Origin of the sequence: Nonomuraea cypriaca, from assembly GCF_015645445.1 — a bacterium.
GTDB classification, from domain to species: domain Bacteria; phylum Actinomycetota; class Actinomycetes; order Streptosporangiales; family Streptosporangiaceae; genus Nonomuraea; species Nonomuraea cypriaca.
In genome coordinates this window covers 1-15,331 of the sequence record NZ_JADOGI010000242.1, presented here as the reverse complement: position 1 = coordinate 15,331, position 15,331 = coordinate 1, and the positions used below count along the sequence as shown (strand labels likewise).

Sequence of the window (15,331 nt, the reverse complement as noted above, 5' to 3'; positions counted from 1 at the left end):
GAACCCGAACGGTCCCGCCCACTCACCGTTCCCGAGCGGACCCCCATACCCAGGTGGTCCCGCGCACGAGCCGTTCCCGGGCGGACCCCCATACCCAAGTGTTCCAACGCACGAGCCATCCCCAGGCGGTCACCCGCGCCCGCCCGCCGCGGCGGGGTTTCCCGAGGCGACCTCCCCGGGCAGATCCCGGCACGCGATCTCCCATGGCCGGACCGGCCCCGTACGGACCGCCTCGCGCAACCGGATGGTGCTGCTGGCCGGTGGATCGGCGCTGGCGGTGGCCGGTGCGCTGGGCGCCGCCTGGCTCTGGTTACCCGGCCCACCCGGTCAGAGCAGCACCGCGGTCATCGCCACGACGCCTTCCCCCAGCACTTCGCACCCGGTCACAGGGCAGAAGGAGCCCGCCAGGGCGCTGCGCCCACCCTCACGACCGCACCCGAGCAAGACCGCCACCACCACCGCCCCGCCCACCAAGGAACCCACAGAGGAACCCGCAAAAGAAGAAGAGCCGAGCCCCACCAGCAAACCGGCCACCAAGAAACCGGCCGGCGGCGTGACGTCGGTGGCGTTCGACTATGAGGGCATCAGGGTGGGCGACTGCTGGCGGGCCGACACGAACATCTGGGCCAAGGTCTCGGCCACCGGCTCCTACACCTACCGCTGGATCGTCAACGGCCAGAACCAGGGCAGGGAGATCGGCACCTCGTCCTCCAAGCCCCTGCTCCCGTCGATCACCTGGAAGGGCGAGGGCACGTATCGGGTCGTGTTCGAGGTGGTCAGCCCCAACCACACGCAGAAGAGCCTCACCGTGCCGATCTGCGACGGCTGGGACGGCTGGTAAGGCGGGCGCCAGGGCAGGTGCCTAACCGAGCGCGACCGTGCGCAGCGCGCGATACAGCAGGCGGGCATCGCCCAGATGATGGCGCAGGAGCTTCTCCAGGCCGCCGATCGGGACCAGGTTCTGGGGCGCGCGCGGGTCCTTGTAGTCCACTCCCGCGAGCGGAGGCAGGGCCAGGGTGACCGCGTCCGCCAGGCGCACCACCTCGGAGGGGTCGAGATCCGCGCCGGCCTCGCAGCGTGCGATGCCCGCCCACGGGGCCGGCGACCGGACCGGGAGGCGTACGTACCAGGCGTGCCGCCGCCAGCTCGTCCCCATCAGGAACACCGGCGTACGCTGCCCAGGACCGAGCGCGGCGACGACCGCAGACTGCGGCGCCGGCAGGTAGGCGGCGTGGTGGGTCTTGATGTAGCCCACCGTCCGCGGCAGGTGCGTGCGCCCGCGCAGCGGCCCGTCCACCAGCAGCAGGTCGTCGCTCCCCGAGCGGTGCCGCACCGCCAGGTCCACCTCGAGCTGGGTGACCTGGCGCTGCAACGCCAGGGACAGCTCCTCGAAGCTGGCGTCCGCGGCCTTGACCGGCTGGTACGCCGCGTGCGCCGTCTTCACCTCAGGCGTGTACGGCGAGGCCGAGATCAGCGACCGGTGGACGTCGATCGCCGCCAGATCGGCCCCATCGGGACCGCACCTGACGATCCCGGCGGCGTAGGAAGCGGCGATCCCGGGAACCGGCATCGGGGTGTCCGGATCGTGCACCCAGACCCGGGCGTCGATCCTGCGTACGCCATCCGCCACCAGCAGCGTCTCCGGCGCCGACGTGCCGGGACCGGGCGTGACCGGCTTCCAGTCCGCGGCCGGCCGCTCGATGTCCAGCACCAGCTCGGCGCTGGTGGCGCCCAGCTCGGAAAGCGCCTCGACGGCGAGCGCGGCGGCATAGCCGGGGTCCCAAGGATCGACGGTGAAACCCGTCACCGGTGACCTGCCTTCCGTACGTGGGAGCCCTTGCCGTCGCGGCTGACCTCGAAGCGTACCGGCACCCGCTCCGCCAGCGCCGGAACGTGCGTCACGATGCCGATCACCCGTTCCTGACCGGCGGCGAGGCGTTCGAGGGTGGTGGCGACGGTGTCGAGCGTGGCCGGGTCGAGCGTGCCGAAGCCCTCGTCCAGGAAGATCGACTCCAGCCTCCTGGCCACCGCGCCGGACAGCGCCAAGGCCAGGGCGAGCGCGGCCTGGAAGGTCTCGCCGCCGGACAGCGTGCGCGCGCTGCGGCGCAGGCCGGCCTCGCCGTGGTCGATGACCTCGATGTCGCCGGTCTTGTCGCTGAGCGCCAGCTCGTACTGGCCGTCCGACAGCTCGCGCAGCGTCTCCGAGGCCGAGGCGACCAGGACGGCCAGGGCCTCGGCGCACAGCCAGCGTTCGAAGGCGTTGGCCCGCAGGCGCAGCGCGAGCTCGTGGGCGACCTTGGCCTCGTGCTCCTTCTGTGTGATCTGGACGTCCAGCTCGGCGGCCCGGCGGCGATCCTCCTTGATGCGTTCGAGCGCGCTGTCCACGCGGGCGACGACCGCGGCGACGGCGGCGCCGAACTGGTCGGGCGAGGCGTCGCTCGCGGTGTCGACGCCGTGCTCGGCCAGGCGTTCGGCCAGCCTGCGACGATCGGCCACGAGCCGGGCGCGCGACTCGGCGAGCCGCTCCTCGCGCTCGGCCAGCGCGGCGCGGGCGGCCTGCGCGGCCCGGTCCCGCCAGCCGAGCAGCTCGGTCCAGGCCCGGTGCAGATCCCCGCGTACGACGGGCGGCGGCGGCTCCTCGTGACCGCCTGACACGAGCAGCCGGTCGCGGGCCGCCTCCAGCGTCCGCCACGCGGCCTCGGCCTGGCGTTCGACCTGTTCGGTCTCGGTCCGCGCCTCCTCAAGCCGCCCGCGGGCGGCGCGGAGCGCGTGGCGCGCCTCCTTGGCCAGTTGCTCGGCCTTGGCGACAGCGGCCAGCCGCCCTTCGAGCTCGGCCCGGTCGCCCCCTGCGGGCAGCGCGGTCAGCTCCGACTCCAGCCGGGTGGCCTGCGCGGCCAGCATCGACGCCGACGTCTCCGCCTTGGCGTGGGCGGACCTGGCGCGCTCGGCCCGCTCGCGGGCGTTCGCGAGGGCGCGGTCGGCGGTGCGGATGTCGGCGGGCTGGTCGTGCCTGGGCAGCTCGGCGACGGGGTGCCGGCACACCGGGCACGGCTCGCCCACGGCCAGCCGGTGGACCAGGTGGGCGGCGGCGTGGGCGTCGCGCAGCCGTTCGCGCTGGTTCTCGGCGGTGGCGAGCGCCTGTTCCGCCGCGTCCCGCGCGGTGGCGAGGCCATGCAGCGACTCCGCCGCCGAGGTGGCCTCGGCGCGGGCGCGGGCGGCCTGGGCGGCCAGGCGCTCGCGGGCGTCCAGTGCGGCGAGCGCCGCCCGCGGCTCACCGCGATCACCCAGCGCGGCGAGCGCCTCGTACGCCTCGTGCTCGTCGCCCTCCAGCCCGGCCACCTCGGACTCCCGTACGCCGACGGCCTCGGCGGCGGCACGCCGGGCGGCGGCCAGCGTCGGCGCGGCGCCGGGCATGCGCAGCGACGACAGCACCGACTGCCGTTCCGCCACGGCGGCCCGCTCCTGCTCGGCGCGCCCGATCTCGGCCTCGCGGGCCCGCAGCAGGTCCAGGTCGGCGCCGATGGTCTCGGCCAGCCGGCGCAGCGCGGCCAGCCGCTCGGCCAGCTCCCCCTCGGCCTCCGCCGTCGCGCCTGACAGCTTGGCGAGCTGGTCCCTGGCGAAGGAGGCGGCCTGCCTGGCGGTCTCCTCCTCGCGGGCGGCGCGCTGCCTGATCAGCTCGTACACGTCGGCGTCGAGCAACTGCACCAGCAGGTCCTGGCGCTCGCGCGGCGCGGCGTGCAGGAACTCCGCGAACCTGCCCTGCGGCAGCACCACGCACTGCGTGAAGAACCGGTATTCGAGACCGGTCACCCGCTGCGCCTCAGGGGTGACGTTTTCTCCCTCGGCGAGGGGTTTGACCACCGCGTCGTACGCGCGGTCGAGCGGCGCCGCGCGATCCAGCTCGTCGATCCTGGCCTCTTTGGTACGCACCGCGCCCTTGCCGTCACGCACCATCGAACGGACCACGCCGTAACGCCGCCCGTCGCTCTCGAACACGAGCGCCACCTTGCCCGCCGTCACCGAGGGCGCCAGGGCATGGGCGATGACGTTCTCCTTGCCCCAGCGCGGCACGGTGCCGTAGAGGGCGAAGCAGATCGCGTCGATGATCGTGCTCTTGCCCGCGCCGGTCGGCCCCACCAGCGCGAAGTACTCGATGTCGGTGAAGTCCACGCTCACCGGCTCGCGGAAGCTGCCGAAGTGGTCCAGCTGCAGCAGGAGGGGACGCATCAGCCGCTCACCTCGTCGTAGAGCCGGTCGAACAGCCCGGCCACCTGGTCGTCGTGGCGGCCGGTCGCGGTGAGGTACTCGCGGAACAACTCGCGCGGGCTGCGGTCGGGCGAGCCGGCCTGCCGCGTGGCGGGCACCGGACGGAACCGCTCGTCCAGCACCACGTCCACGGCACCCCCCAGCAGGTCGCGTACGTCGTCCGCCAGCCCCACCCGTGGTTTCTCCTCCACGATCACCTTCAGCCAGTCGTCGCCCGACTCCATGGCCTCGAGCTGCTCCAGCGTGCCGCGCACCGTACGCAACCGCTTGGCCGAGGCGAACGTCAGCTCCCGCACCACCGCCGGCCGCCCCGGCGACACCTCCACCAGCAACGCCCCCGGGGTGTTGCCCTCCTCGCCGAAGTCGACTGCGAGGGGCGAGCCGCTGTACCAAATGGGGCATGGGCCAGGGATCTGCTGGCGGCGGTGGAGGTGGCCGAGCGCGGCGTACTGGGTGGCGACGGGGAAGGCGGTCGCCTCGAAGTAGTAGGAGAAGATGGACTGCGCCTCCCGCTCACCGCCGCCGAACGCGCCGCCCGGCAGCGTGCCGTGGGTGGTGACCAGGTTGACGGTGTCGCCGTGGAAGCCGGCGGTGAGCGCGCCGATCAGCTCGGCGATGCGGGCGGCGTAGTCGCGGTTGTGCTCGGCCGCGGTGCCGGACAGCACCTCGGCGGCGCGTACGACGTACCTGTGGGACAGGAAGGGCAGCACGGCCAGCCGGACCGGCTCGCCCGAGCGGGCGGTGAAGGCCAGCGTGCCGCCCGCGTCGGGGCGGCGGAAGGCGCCCAGCACGTGCAGGCCGAGTTTGGCCAGCACCGGCCGGTAGACCTCCAGCAGCTGCGGGTTGTCGTGGTTGCCCGCCAGCACCACCACGTCGCGGCCGTCGCCGCGCAGGGCCATGAGCGCGTTGAGCACCAGCGACTGCGCCTCGGGGGTGGGGGCCGAGGTGTCGAAGAGGTCCCCGGCCACGATGACGGCGTCCACGTCATGAGTACGGGCGGCGGCGACCAGCTCGCGCAGCACGTCGCGATGCTCGTCGATGCGGGTCCGGCCCTTGAGCACCTTGCCCACGTGCCAGTCCGCGGTGTGCAGGATCTTCACGAAACCACCTGTGGTCAGAAGGGCGGAATGTCTTCTTCGATGCCGGGCAGCCCCTTGAACGGGTCCTCCGAGACCTTCCCCGCCGGGGCCGCCGCCTCGGAGGGACGCGTGGCCCAGGCGGGGAAGGGGAAGGCCACGGCCAGCGGGACGGGGATCTCCGGCTGGGCGACGAACATGGTGCCCGGTTTGGCGATCGTGGCGCGTTCCCGTACGGCCGCTGGCAGCCAGCCGTACTCCGATCTGGCGGCCTCGGCCGGGTCGAGGCGGCCGGCGACGCGTACGGCGCTGTTGGAGACGATGCGGCGCTCCACCTCCGAGGCGGTCTGCTGGGCGCCGATGAGGATGACGCCGAGCGAGCGGCCCCGCTCGGCCACATCGAGCAGGATCTCCTTGATCGGCGAGTCGCCCTCGCGGGGCGCGTACTTGTTCAGCTCGTCCAGCACGACGAACAGCAGCGGCTTGGCCGTCCCCGCCGACTCCTTGCGGTGGAACTCGCCGCGCAGCACGACGCCCACCACGAACCGCTGCGCCCGCTCGGGCAGGTTGTGCAGGTCCACGATCGACACCTGCGCGTCGGAGGTGCTCACGGAGTGGTTGCGGTAGAACGGCAGGTCGCCCCGGACGATCGGGGACAGCGGCTTCATCGCGCTGCGGAGCCTGCGCAGGAACGCGTTGACGGTGCCGAGCGGGGTCTGCGCGCCGGTCCACTGCAGTCGGCTGCCCTCGTCCTGCAACTGCTCGGACAGCAACTCGACCAGGTCGGCGAAGGTACGGCAGCCCGTACCCTGCACCATGACCGCGCCGCCGTCGCCCACCGGCTCGGCCCACGCCTTCAGCCGGGCCGCGACCTGCCCCACCAGCAGCGAGTATCCGGCCCGCTCGTCGTCGGCGTCGGCGAAGACGAACCGCAGCAACTCCTCCTCGCAGAACTCGACCAGCGTCCAGTAGAAGGCGCTCACCCCCTGGGTGCGCGCGGAGACGTTGGGGACGCCGTTGACGTCGCCGGGACGCGGCGGGGCGAACACGTGGACGCTGCCGAACGGCTGCGCGGGCAGCCCCAGCCGGGCGTAGGCGGCGCGCGCCTTCTCGTCGAGCCGGAGGTTGTCGTGGTCGAGGAAGAGCAGGTCCTCGCCCTTGACGGAGAAGATCAACGCCTTGGTGTTGGCGGACTCGGCGTCGAGGACGCCCGAGTTGAAGATCGAGTAGAGGAGGAACGTGGCGAAGGACGTCTTGGTGGCGACACCGGAGACCCCGGAGATCGACACGTGCGCGCCGCGGGTGCCGTCGAGGAAGTCGAAGTTGACGTACAGCGGCTGGCCGTCGCGGCCCAGGCCCAGGGGGATCCGCCGGTCCATCACGTCGAAGTAGAGCGCCAGGTCGCGGTCGCCGGCGCCGGCCAGGAAGACCTTGGAGCCGGGCAGCGGCGGCACGAACACCTCGGGCTCGACCCTGGTGACGCGCACCTCCGCCACCTCCACCACGGCCGCGGGCAGCGCGCCGTCGGCGATCAGGAAGACGTCGGAGTCGTACGCGGCTCCCTCGTGCCTGGCCTCCACGGTCGTCACCACACCCGCCACCAGCACCGGCCCGTACCCCGGCACGTCACGCCTGGTCACCACCACGTCGTCGAGCTGAAGCACCTTGCCGGGCTCCAGCCCGACCCAGAACGACAGCGGCGAGGCCGCCTGCGTGCCCAGGACCCGCCCGACCGCCTCACCAGCCGCAGGATTCGCCGCCGTCACCTCGCGGCTCGCCGCCCCGTTGACCGTCACGAATCCCTCCGCCCCCATGAATGCCCTTCTATGGGAGCGTAGTAGGGCGCGCGGTGTGCGCATCGCTCATTGCCCCCTTCTTCGTGTGAACCCTCGGCGATGTACGGCATGCTTGACGAGATGGACGAGAACACAGGACACGCCGAGGCACGGTCCGGTGCGTTCGGAATCGACGCGTTCACGCTCGACGATCGGATGCGGCTGTTTCACTTCGCCGCGGCGGAGAAACGCCACGAATACCTGTGGCTGCTGCGCGCCTTCGACCGCGGCCGCGCCAACTACCAGGTGCTGCTGCACGCCTCGCAGGCCCGCGAGTTGCTCGGCGCGCTGCGCGAGGAGCACCCGTCCTGCCCCGCGGTCGACGACGTGCAGCCGCTGCTCGACTCACTGGCCGACTGGCGGCTGCTCGACCGCAGCTACGACGGCACCCGCGCGGCCAACCTGGCCGAATACCGCAACCGTCACTACGTCTACCAGTTCACCCAGGCGGGATATCGCGCCTATCGCGCGGTGGAGGACGTCCTCGGCGCCGGCCTGGAGGACGCGCAGCTGTCCCGGCTGGTCTTCCCCGACATCCTGGCCGACCTGAAGGCGCTGGCCGAGGCCAACCGCGTCGGCGACAGCGAAGAGGTCTACCGCAAGCTGGGCCGCCTGGACGGGGTGCTGTCCGACATGGCGACGCGGGCGGCCAGGTTCTACCTCATGCTCGGTGACCTGGCCCGCACCAACGACACCAGCCCGGAGGTGTTCCTGGCGCACAAGGACGCGCTGCTCGCCCACATGCGCGAGTTCACCGCCGAACTGGCCCGCTACCAGCCGCTGCTGGCCGCCGCCGTCGATGAGGTGGCAGAGACCGGCGTCGAACGGCTGATCGGCCTCGCGGCCGAGGCGGACGAGCGGCTGTTCCGCACCCCGGTCGAGCGGGAGGAGGACTGGCGGCAGCGCTGGTCGGGCCTGACCCACTGGTTCGCCGACGGCGCCGCGAGCGAGGCCGAGCGGTTGCAGGGCGCGACCGTCACCGCCATCGCCGGGGTCCTGGCGCTGCTGCGCCGGGTGACCGAGGCCAGGCGCGGCGGGGTGAGCAGGGAGAGCCAGCTCCGCCACCTGGCCCAGTGGTTCGTCGCCTGTGAGAGCGACGACGACGCGCACGCGCTGTTCCAGGTCACCTTCGATCTGGGTTCGCCGCGGCACGTGGCGGTGCCGTACGACGAGCCGGAGTTGATCCCCGGCAGGCTGTCGTGGTGGGATGCCGAGCCGGTGCGCGTGGCGCGCACCCTGGTGCAGTCGGGCCGCACGCCCGGCCTGCACGGAGTGGGCCGCGTCGAGCGCAACGACGCCCAGCGCCAGCGGCTGCGCGCCGAGCAGCTCAAGGCACAGGTGCAGCGTCGCTCAGCCGCCGCCACGCTGGCCGGCGACGGCCTCTACGACCGGGTGCTCGACGAGCCGGAGACGCAGACCCTGCTGGGCCTGCTCGACCTGGCGCTGTCGGCGCGGGTCCCGGCGAGCAGGAGCGTGACCGCCAGCGGATCCTCGCACGGCGTACGCCTCACGTTGCGTCCCTGCGCGGGCTCGACCACGGTGGCGACCGTACGCGGCCGGCTGCACCTCGACGGCCTGCGTCTGGAGGTGTCCGCGGTATGAGGGTCGCCGCCGACGTCTCGCCCCTTGAGCTGGCCGACTACCAGCGGGCCGTGCGGTTGCTGCTCCGCCACCCGCTGATCACCCCTTCCTATCCGGACAAGGGCGCGCTCCCGCTGGTCAGGCGGTGGACGACGCAGCTGCGCGCGGACCTGTCCGAGGTGCTGGGCTACCGGCTGCTCACCACCGCGGACACGGCCAGGCTGCTGCGCGTCCACGACCGGCTCGACGCCACCACGCCCGCGCTGACCAGGACCGATCGGCCCTTCAACCGCAGACGCTACGCCTATCTGATGCTGACGCTGGCGGCCCTGGGCCGCTCGGGCACGCAGATCTCGCTGAGCGAGCTGGCCGACGCGGTCTCGGCCGACGCCGCCAGGATCGACGGGCTGGGCATGGACACCGAGCGCAAGCCCGACCGGGACGCGTTCGTGGACGCGGTGGCCTGGCTGGAGCGGCGGGGCGCGCTCGCCCTGGCCGACGGCTCCGCGTCCGCCTGGGTCAACGACCCCGACAGGGCCGAGGCGCTCTACGACATCGACAGGGAGATCGTCGGCGCCGTCTACCGCCCCAGCCGGGTCCTCCAGCACGTACGCTCGGTCACCGCGTTGCTCGACACCGCGTTGTTCACCACCGGTCAGGGCCTCTCGCAGGGCCAGGCCACGATGCGCAGGGCGGCGGCGCGCAAGGCGCGGCGCCTGGTGCTGGAGCAGCCGGTCGTCTACTACGCCGAGGTCGACGAGACGCTGCACGGCCAGCTCCGCTCCCCCAACCTGGCCGAGGACCTGGAGCGGCTGACCGGGCTGACCGTCGAACGGCGGGCGGAAGGGGTGGCCGTCATCGACACATCCGGCAGGCTGTCCGACGTCCGCTTTCCGGGCGGCGGCACGATCGCCCAGGCCGCACTGCTCCTGGCCGCCCGCATCGCCACCTACTGCGGGCCTGGCAACCGGCGCAACGCTCCCGCGCTGCTGCCCGCGCCCACCGCCGCGGAACGCCTGGCCGAGACGGCCGGCCGGATCGACTCGGCACTGCCGCACGGCAACGTGCTGGCCGAGCTGGCCGGGCCCGACCGGGCCGAGACGGCACAGGCCGGGGACGCCGTCTATCCGTTCCTGCCCGACACCTGGTCGCGGCGCGTCATGCGCGAGCTCGTCGGCCAGTACGGCGCCGCCTTCGGAGCCGTCTGGCGGGCCGATCCCGACCGGCTGCTCGGCGAGGCCGTGGCACTGCTGGCCAAGCTGCGCCTGGTGGCCGTCGTCGAGGGCGGGCTGCTGGCGCTGCCGTTGCTGGCCCGATACCGCGGCGTCACCGCTGAGGTGAAGCGCCGCCCCGATCAGACCACTCTCTTCGAGGACGTGAAGTGACCAGGTTCGTTCCTTCCCGGGCCGGCATCGTCAATCTGTGGGACTACCGGGATGAGGAGTTCGCCTTCGCGGGCGGCTGGCTGATCCTGCGCGGGCCCAACGGGTCGGGCAAGACCAAGGCGCTGGAGGTGCTGTTCCCGTTCGTGCTCGATGGGCGGATCGACCCCAAGCGGCTCAACCCGTTCGCCTCCGAGGACCGGACGATGAAGTCCAACCTGCTCTTTCGCGGGCAGGACTCCGCGCTCGGCTACGTCTGGATGGAGTTCCGCGATCCCGGCACCGATAAGTCGGTCACCGTCGGCATCGGGTTGCACGCCCAGCGGCACCGCGACACCCCCGTACGCTGGCACTTCGTCTGCGAGGGCCGCGTCGGCGCGGACTTCTCGCTGCTCACGCCCGACGACCGGCCGATGACCCGCAAGCAGCTCCTGGCGGAGCTGGGCGAGCAGGCGCTGATCGGCTCGGCCTCCGACTACCGTGCGGCCATCGACCGGCGGCTGTTCGGCCTGGGCAGGGAGCGTTACGAGCAGCTCATCACGCTGATCCTCACCCTGCGCAGGCCGCAGCTCGCCAAGAACCTCGACCCGGCCAAGCTGTCCGACACCCTCACCGACGGCCTGCGCCCGATCGACGACGAGCTGATCACCGAGGCGGCCCGCTCCTTCGACGACATGGAGTCGGTGCAGCGCACGCTGGAGGGCTTGGTCGCCGCCGACGAGGCGACGGCCGCGTTCCTGTCCAGCTACCGCACCTACCTGCGTACCCACGCCCGCTGGGCGGCCGACGCGCTGACCCGCCGCCGCGAGGAGGTGGCCGCCGCCGCGGAAGCCCGCCTGCGGGCGACGGAGAAGCTGGCCGCCGCCGAGCGGGACCGGGCGCAGGCCGAGGCCCGCACCTCCACCGCCGAGGACGCGCTGGCCGGGCTGCGCGCCAGGCTGGAGCAGCTCAAGGCGAGCGCCGCCTACGAGGCGCTGCAACAGCTCGCCGACCTGGAACGGCTGGTACGCACGTGCGCAGACAACGCCGGCCATGCCCGCGGCGAGCTGGACCGGCGTACCGCGGCCAGGACCAGGGCCGCGGCCGAGCTGGAGACCGCGCGGCGCAACCTGGCCGAACTGGAGGCCGCCGTCTCCAGGACCGCCGGCGAACTGGCCGACGAGGCGCAGGCCGCGGGCATCGCGTGGAGCGCCGGCGACGCCGGGGAAGACGGCTTCACCGGTCGGATCGGCGCCCGCGTCGCGGCCCGCACCGACGACGTACGCGCCGTACGCGCCGCGCTGACCGCCCTTGCCAGGGCCGAACAGGCCCGCGACCTGGGCCGCGCCACGCTGGAGCGGGCGCAGGCGGCGCTGGCGCAGGCCGAGGAGGCCGAGGCGGAGGCCGCCGCCGAGGTGGTGCGGACCAGGAGCGCGGCGCATGCGGAGCTGTCTGCCTGGGCCGACCGCCACACCATCGCGCCGGCCACCGCCACCGCGCTGGCCGAGGCCCTGGACCAGGTGGGCGAGCCCGACGCGCGCACCCTGGAAGCGGTCTTCGGCGAGCTGACGGCGCCAACCGTGCAGGACCTGCGGGACGAGCAGGCCCGGCTGCGCGAAACCCGGCGGCAGACCGAGCAGGAACGCCAGAGCGTGCAGGAGGAGCGGCAGCGCATCGCCGCCGAGCATGACGACGCGCCCGCGCCCCATCCCGCACGTACAAGGCCGCAGGAGGGCCGTGCGGGAGCACCGCTGTGGCGGCTGGTCCGCTTCAGGGACAGGGTCGGCGAGCAGGAAGCGGCCGGAATCGAAGCGGCATTGGAGGCCGCGGGTCTCCTGGACGCCTGGGTCACGCCGGAGCCCGAGCCGGTTCGGGTGGGCGACTCTGACGCCTACCTGTTTGAAGGGGATCCAGCCAGTGGAGCGACCTTGCTCGACGTTCTGGAGCCCGACGAGGACATCCCCGTCCCCAGCAACCGGGTCGCAGGTATCCTCCGTGCTGTCGAGCTGCAAGACGACGACTACAACGTCGACGACGGCCGGCAGTTCGGAGTGTTCTCCGCGGAGCCCATCGTCGAGGACCCGCCGCGCCATCCCGTGATCACCCCTGGTGGCCGGTTCTTCCAGGGCGTCCAGCTGGGCGCGCATCGCAAGGCACACGCTGAATACATCGGCGCCACGGCCAGGGCCCGGCGCCGCGCCGCCCGGCTGGCCGAGTGCGACGCCCGCCTCGCCGCTCTCGACGACACCCTCGCTGACCTCGACCGGCAGGACACGGCGGCCGAGGCGAAGCTGGAGGCCGTGGCGGCGGCCGGATCCGCGTTGCCCAGGACTGGCCCCATCGTGACGGCGCTGCGCGCCCGCGAGCAGGCGGCCGGCCGGCTGCGCGGCGCCAGGGAGGGCGCCGACGAGGCCCAGCGCGGGTTCGACGAGGCCCTCGCCGCGCACGGCGCCGCCGAACGGGCGCTGCGCCGCACCGGCGCCGAACGCGGCCTGGCACCCGACGCGATCGATGAGGTGGCGGGGGCCGTACAACGGTTCGAACGCGCGGCCGGGACCCTGGCCGGGCGTCGGCGGGAGGCGACCCGCCAGCTCTCCAGCGTGGCGACCGCTGCCGACCGGCTGACCGAGGCCGCCGACGACGAGGCGAGCGCGGCCGAGACCGAGCAGGCCGCGCGCCGGCGGCACACCGAGGAGGCCGCCAAGCTGGAGGCGCTGCAGGCGACGGTCGGCGCGGAGGCCCGCGAGGTGCTGGCCGAGGTCGAGCGAACCGAGCGGCACATCACCGGCGCGGTGCAGGAGACACAGGCCGCCAGAACCGCCGAGAAGGACGCGCTGACCGCCGAGGCGAGCGCAGGCACCCGAGTCGAGACGTCGGCCGAGGCGCTGGCCGTGGCCAGGCGCGAGGAGCGCCAGACCGCGCGCGAGCTGGCCCCCTACGCCCGCCGCGAGCTGCTCGACGTGCTCAAGTGCCCGCCCGGCCTGGCCTGGCCCGCGCAGGAGGCCGACTGGCAGGCCGAGGAACTGCCCGCCGGAGTACGCGAGGTGCACGAGGCCGTCCTCGCCGTCACACGTGACCTGACCCCGACCGAGATCTCGCTCAAGCAGTCCACCACCCGGCTGACCAAGGCCCTGGAAGACCTGCAGGCCCAGCTGACCGCCGCCGACCAGGACTACCGTCCCGAGTGGGACGGCGCCGACGGCGTGATCGTGGTACGCGTCACGGACGAGGAGGGCCCGCTGCCGGTCGGCGCGTTCGCCGCGAAGATCTCCGCCGGCAGGAACGACCAGCAGCAGCTGCTCAGCGACTCCGAGCAGCGCATCCTGGAGGACGCCCTGCTGACCAGGCTGGCCCAGCAGATCCACGACCGCACCGTGGACGCCCGTGACCTGATCCGCAGGATGAACACCGAGATGCGTTCGCGCCGCATGTCCTCGGGCACCACGGTCGGGGTGGGCTGGCTGCTGGCCGACCATCTCGACGACGAGCAGCGCGCGGTCTGCGGCCTGCTCGACGGCGACGCGGCCCGGCTGCGCCCCGACGACCTGGCCAGGATGCGCGGCCACTTCGCCGCCCAGATCAAGAACGCGCGGGCGCGCCACCGCGACCGGCCCTACCGCGAACTGCTGGCCGACGTACTCGACTATCGCAGGTGGCGGCAGTTCGCCTTCCAGCTCGTCCGGCCGGGCGGCGCGGAGGAGCGGCTGACCAGGTCGAAGCACAGCCGCCTGTCGGGCGGCGAGCAGTCGGTCTCCCTGCACCTGCCGCTGTTCGCCGCGGCCCACGCGATGCTCAACTCGGCCCGGCCGGACGCGCCGCGGCTGCTGGCACTGGACGAGGCGTTCGCCGGGGTGGACGACACCGGGCGCGGTGAGCTGATGTCGCTGGCCGCGCAGTTCGACCTCGACCTCTTCATGACCGGCTACGATCTGTGGGCCACCCACGCCTCCGTGTCCGCCGCGGCCCACTACGACCTGGCGCACTCCCCGGTCGACCACACCGTAAGCCCGCTGCTGCTGGTGTGGGACGGCGCGCAACTGCTGGCCGACGACACCGGCGACCTGACCGCCGCCCTGGGCTCGCCGGGCACCCGCAAGGTGGTTCAGGACGCGGAGGACTCCCCACTTGCCCTCTCTTGATGAGCTCCGCGCGGAGGGCTGGGCCCGGCTGCTCGCCGCCGCCAGGCGCAAGCTGGAGCGCGACGGCGTCGTGTCGGGCTCGGTCAGCATCGGCTCGCCCTCCGAGGCCGAGCGCCGGATCATCATCGGCCTGACCGGCCGCTACCGTCCCGAGGACGTCAAGCGGCTCACCGTCCCTCTTTCCGACCTGGACCTCTTCCTGATCAACCGGTACGCCCACGATCTGCGCGAGGTGCTGACCACACTCGGCGGTCCCCTGCGCGACCGGGCCGCGGAGCGCCAGGCGCTTGACGGCGAACGCGACCGGCTCCTCGCCGACTCCGCCCGCGGCCGGCACGCCGGTGAGCCATGGCACACCGCCTGGCTCGACGCCCTGGCCGCCGACGGCACGCTGACCAGGCTCATCAGACGTGGAGACGGCGAGCTGCTCACGGCCGCCTCGCGCGTTCTCGACCATCTGCCCGCCCAAACCGTGCCGCTGCCCGTACTGGCCGAACGGGCCACCGGCGACACCAAGGCCCTGGCCGCGGGCTCGCCGCTGGCCTCGCTGGTGCTGCGGGCCCTGGCGCTGCGCAACGAGTCGCCGGCCGTGCCAGGCGACCGGGTGGGGCAGCGGACGCTGTGGGAGTCGGCCGGGGTGATCGTGGACGACCTGGCCAGCCAGGTCCTGGTGCTCAACCTGCCCGTACGCGGCCAGGGCCCCGTCTCGGGCTGGCTGGCTGAGGCGGCCGGGCACGGCGTGCCGTACCGGCTGACCCTGCACCAGCTCACCTCCTTCCCGGTCACCCTCACCGAGCAGCCGATCTTCCTCTGCGAGAACCCGGCCGTGGTCCGCGCGGCGGCCACCGAGCTGGGTCCCCGATGCGCGCCGCTGATCTGCACCGAGGGCGTGCCGTCGGCGGCCTGCCACCGATTACTGGAGACGGCCGGGGGCGGGCTGTGGTGGCGGGCCGACTTCGACTGGACCGGCCTGCGGATCGTGGAACGCGCGATCTCACGCCACGCGGCGACCCCGTGGCGCATGTCGGCGACCGACTACGCGACCGGCCTGGCCGAAAGCGACTCCACCCCGC

9 protein-coding genes are annotated in these 15,331 nt (G+C 73.3%); 5 read left to right on the top strand and 4 right to left on the bottom strand.

Annotated features, from left to right (window positions below; genetic code table 11):
- Positions 1–244 precede the first annotated feature (244 nt).
- The gene (locus ITP53_RS46110) at positions 245–841 is read left to right on the top strand and encodes a hypothetical protein (RefSeq protein ID WP_195901814.1); all 597 of its coding nucleotides are present in this window, start codon (positions 245–247) and stop codon (positions 839–841) included.
- A gap of 21 nt (positions 842–862) precedes the next feature.
- Here the strand turns inward: ITP53_RS46110 and ITP53_RS46105 are convergent, their stop codons facing one another.
- The 4 genes from ITP53_RS46105 to ITP53_RS46090 are packed head-to-tail and all read right to left on the bottom strand — an operon-like array spanning position 863 to position 7,156.
- Positions 863–1,807: a hypothetical protein gene (locus ITP53_RS46105; RefSeq protein WP_195901813.1), complete on the bottom strand. Its 945-nt coding sequence runs from the start codon at positions 1,805–1,807 to the stop codon at positions 863–865.
- Entirely contained in the window at positions 1,804–4,227 is a 2,424-nt protein-coding gene (locus ITP53_RS46100; protein ID WP_195901812.1) for an AAA family ATPase, read from the bottom strand. Before ITP53_RS46100 ends, ITP53_RS46105 begins: the two co-directional genes overlap by 4 nt.
- Positions 4,227–5,366 (bottom strand): exonuclease SbcCD subunit D, encoded by a 1,140-nt coding sequence (locus tag ITP53_RS46095; protein ID WP_195901811.1) that lies wholly within the window; start codon positions 5,364–5,366, stop codon positions 4,227–4,229. The genes ITP53_RS46100 and ITP53_RS46095 overlap by 1 nt, the downstream gene beginning before the upstream one ends.
- A 14-nt stretch (positions 5,367–5,380) precedes the next feature.
- A complete protein-coding gene (locus tag ITP53_RS46090) occupies positions 5,381–7,156 on the bottom strand; it encodes an ATP-binding protein (RefSeq protein ID WP_207757380.1) in 1,776 nt (591 codons plus the stop codon).
- 102 nt (positions 7,157–7,258) lie between these two features.
- On the opposite strand from ITP53_RS46090, the gene ITP53_RS46085 reads away from it, so the two are divergent.
- From ITP53_RS46085 to ITP53_RS46070, 4 genes are all read left to right on the top strand, one after another.
- The gene (locus ITP53_RS46085) at positions 7,259–8,779 is read left to right on the top strand and encodes a TIGR02677 family protein (protein ID WP_195901810.1); all 1,521 of its coding nucleotides are present in this window, start codon (positions 7,259–7,261) and stop codon (positions 8,777–8,779) included.
- On the top strand, positions 8,776–10,143 hold the full coding sequence (locus ITP53_RS46080) for a TIGR02678 family protein (protein WP_195901809.1): 1,368 nt from the start codon (positions 8,776–8,778) through the stop codon (positions 10,141–10,143). Before ITP53_RS46085 ends, ITP53_RS46080 begins: the two co-directional genes overlap by 4 nt.
- Positions 10,140–14,258, top strand: coding sequence for a TIGR02680 family protein (locus tag ITP53_RS46075; protein WP_195901808.1), 4,119 nt, complete (start codon positions 10,140–10,142; stop codon positions 14,256–14,258). The genes ITP53_RS46080 and ITP53_RS46075 overlap by 4 nt, the downstream gene beginning before the upstream one ends.
- Positions 14,245–15,331, top strand: a 1,087-nt coding sequence (locus ITP53_RS46070; protein ID WP_195901807.1) for a TIGR02679 family protein, incomplete at its 3' end; no start/stop codon positions are given. The genes ITP53_RS46075 and ITP53_RS46070, both read left to right, overlap by 14 nt.

Excerpts from the sequence above, each read along its gene's own strand:
- ITP53_RS46110 (WP_195901814.1), top strand. The coding sequence starts at position 245 with ATGGTGCTGCTGGCCGGTGGATCGGCGCTGGCGGTGGCCGGTGCGCTG.
- ITP53_RS46100 (WP_195901812.1), bottom strand. The coding sequence starts at position 4,227 with ATGCGTCCCCTCCTGCTGCAGCTGGACCACTTCGGCAGCTTCCGCGAG.
- ITP53_RS46090 (WP_207757380.1), bottom strand. The coding sequence starts at position 7,156 with ATGGGGGCGGAGGGATTCGTGACGGTCAACGGGGCGGCGAGCCGCGAG.
- ITP53_RS46085 (WP_195901810.1), top strand. The coding sequence starts at position 7,259 with ATGGACGAGAACACAGGACACGCCGAGGCACGGTCCGGTGCGTTCGGA.
- ITP53_RS46080 (WP_195901809.1), top strand. The coding sequence starts at position 8,776 with ATGAGGGTCGCCGCCGACGTCTCGCCCCTTGAGCTGGCCGACTACCAG.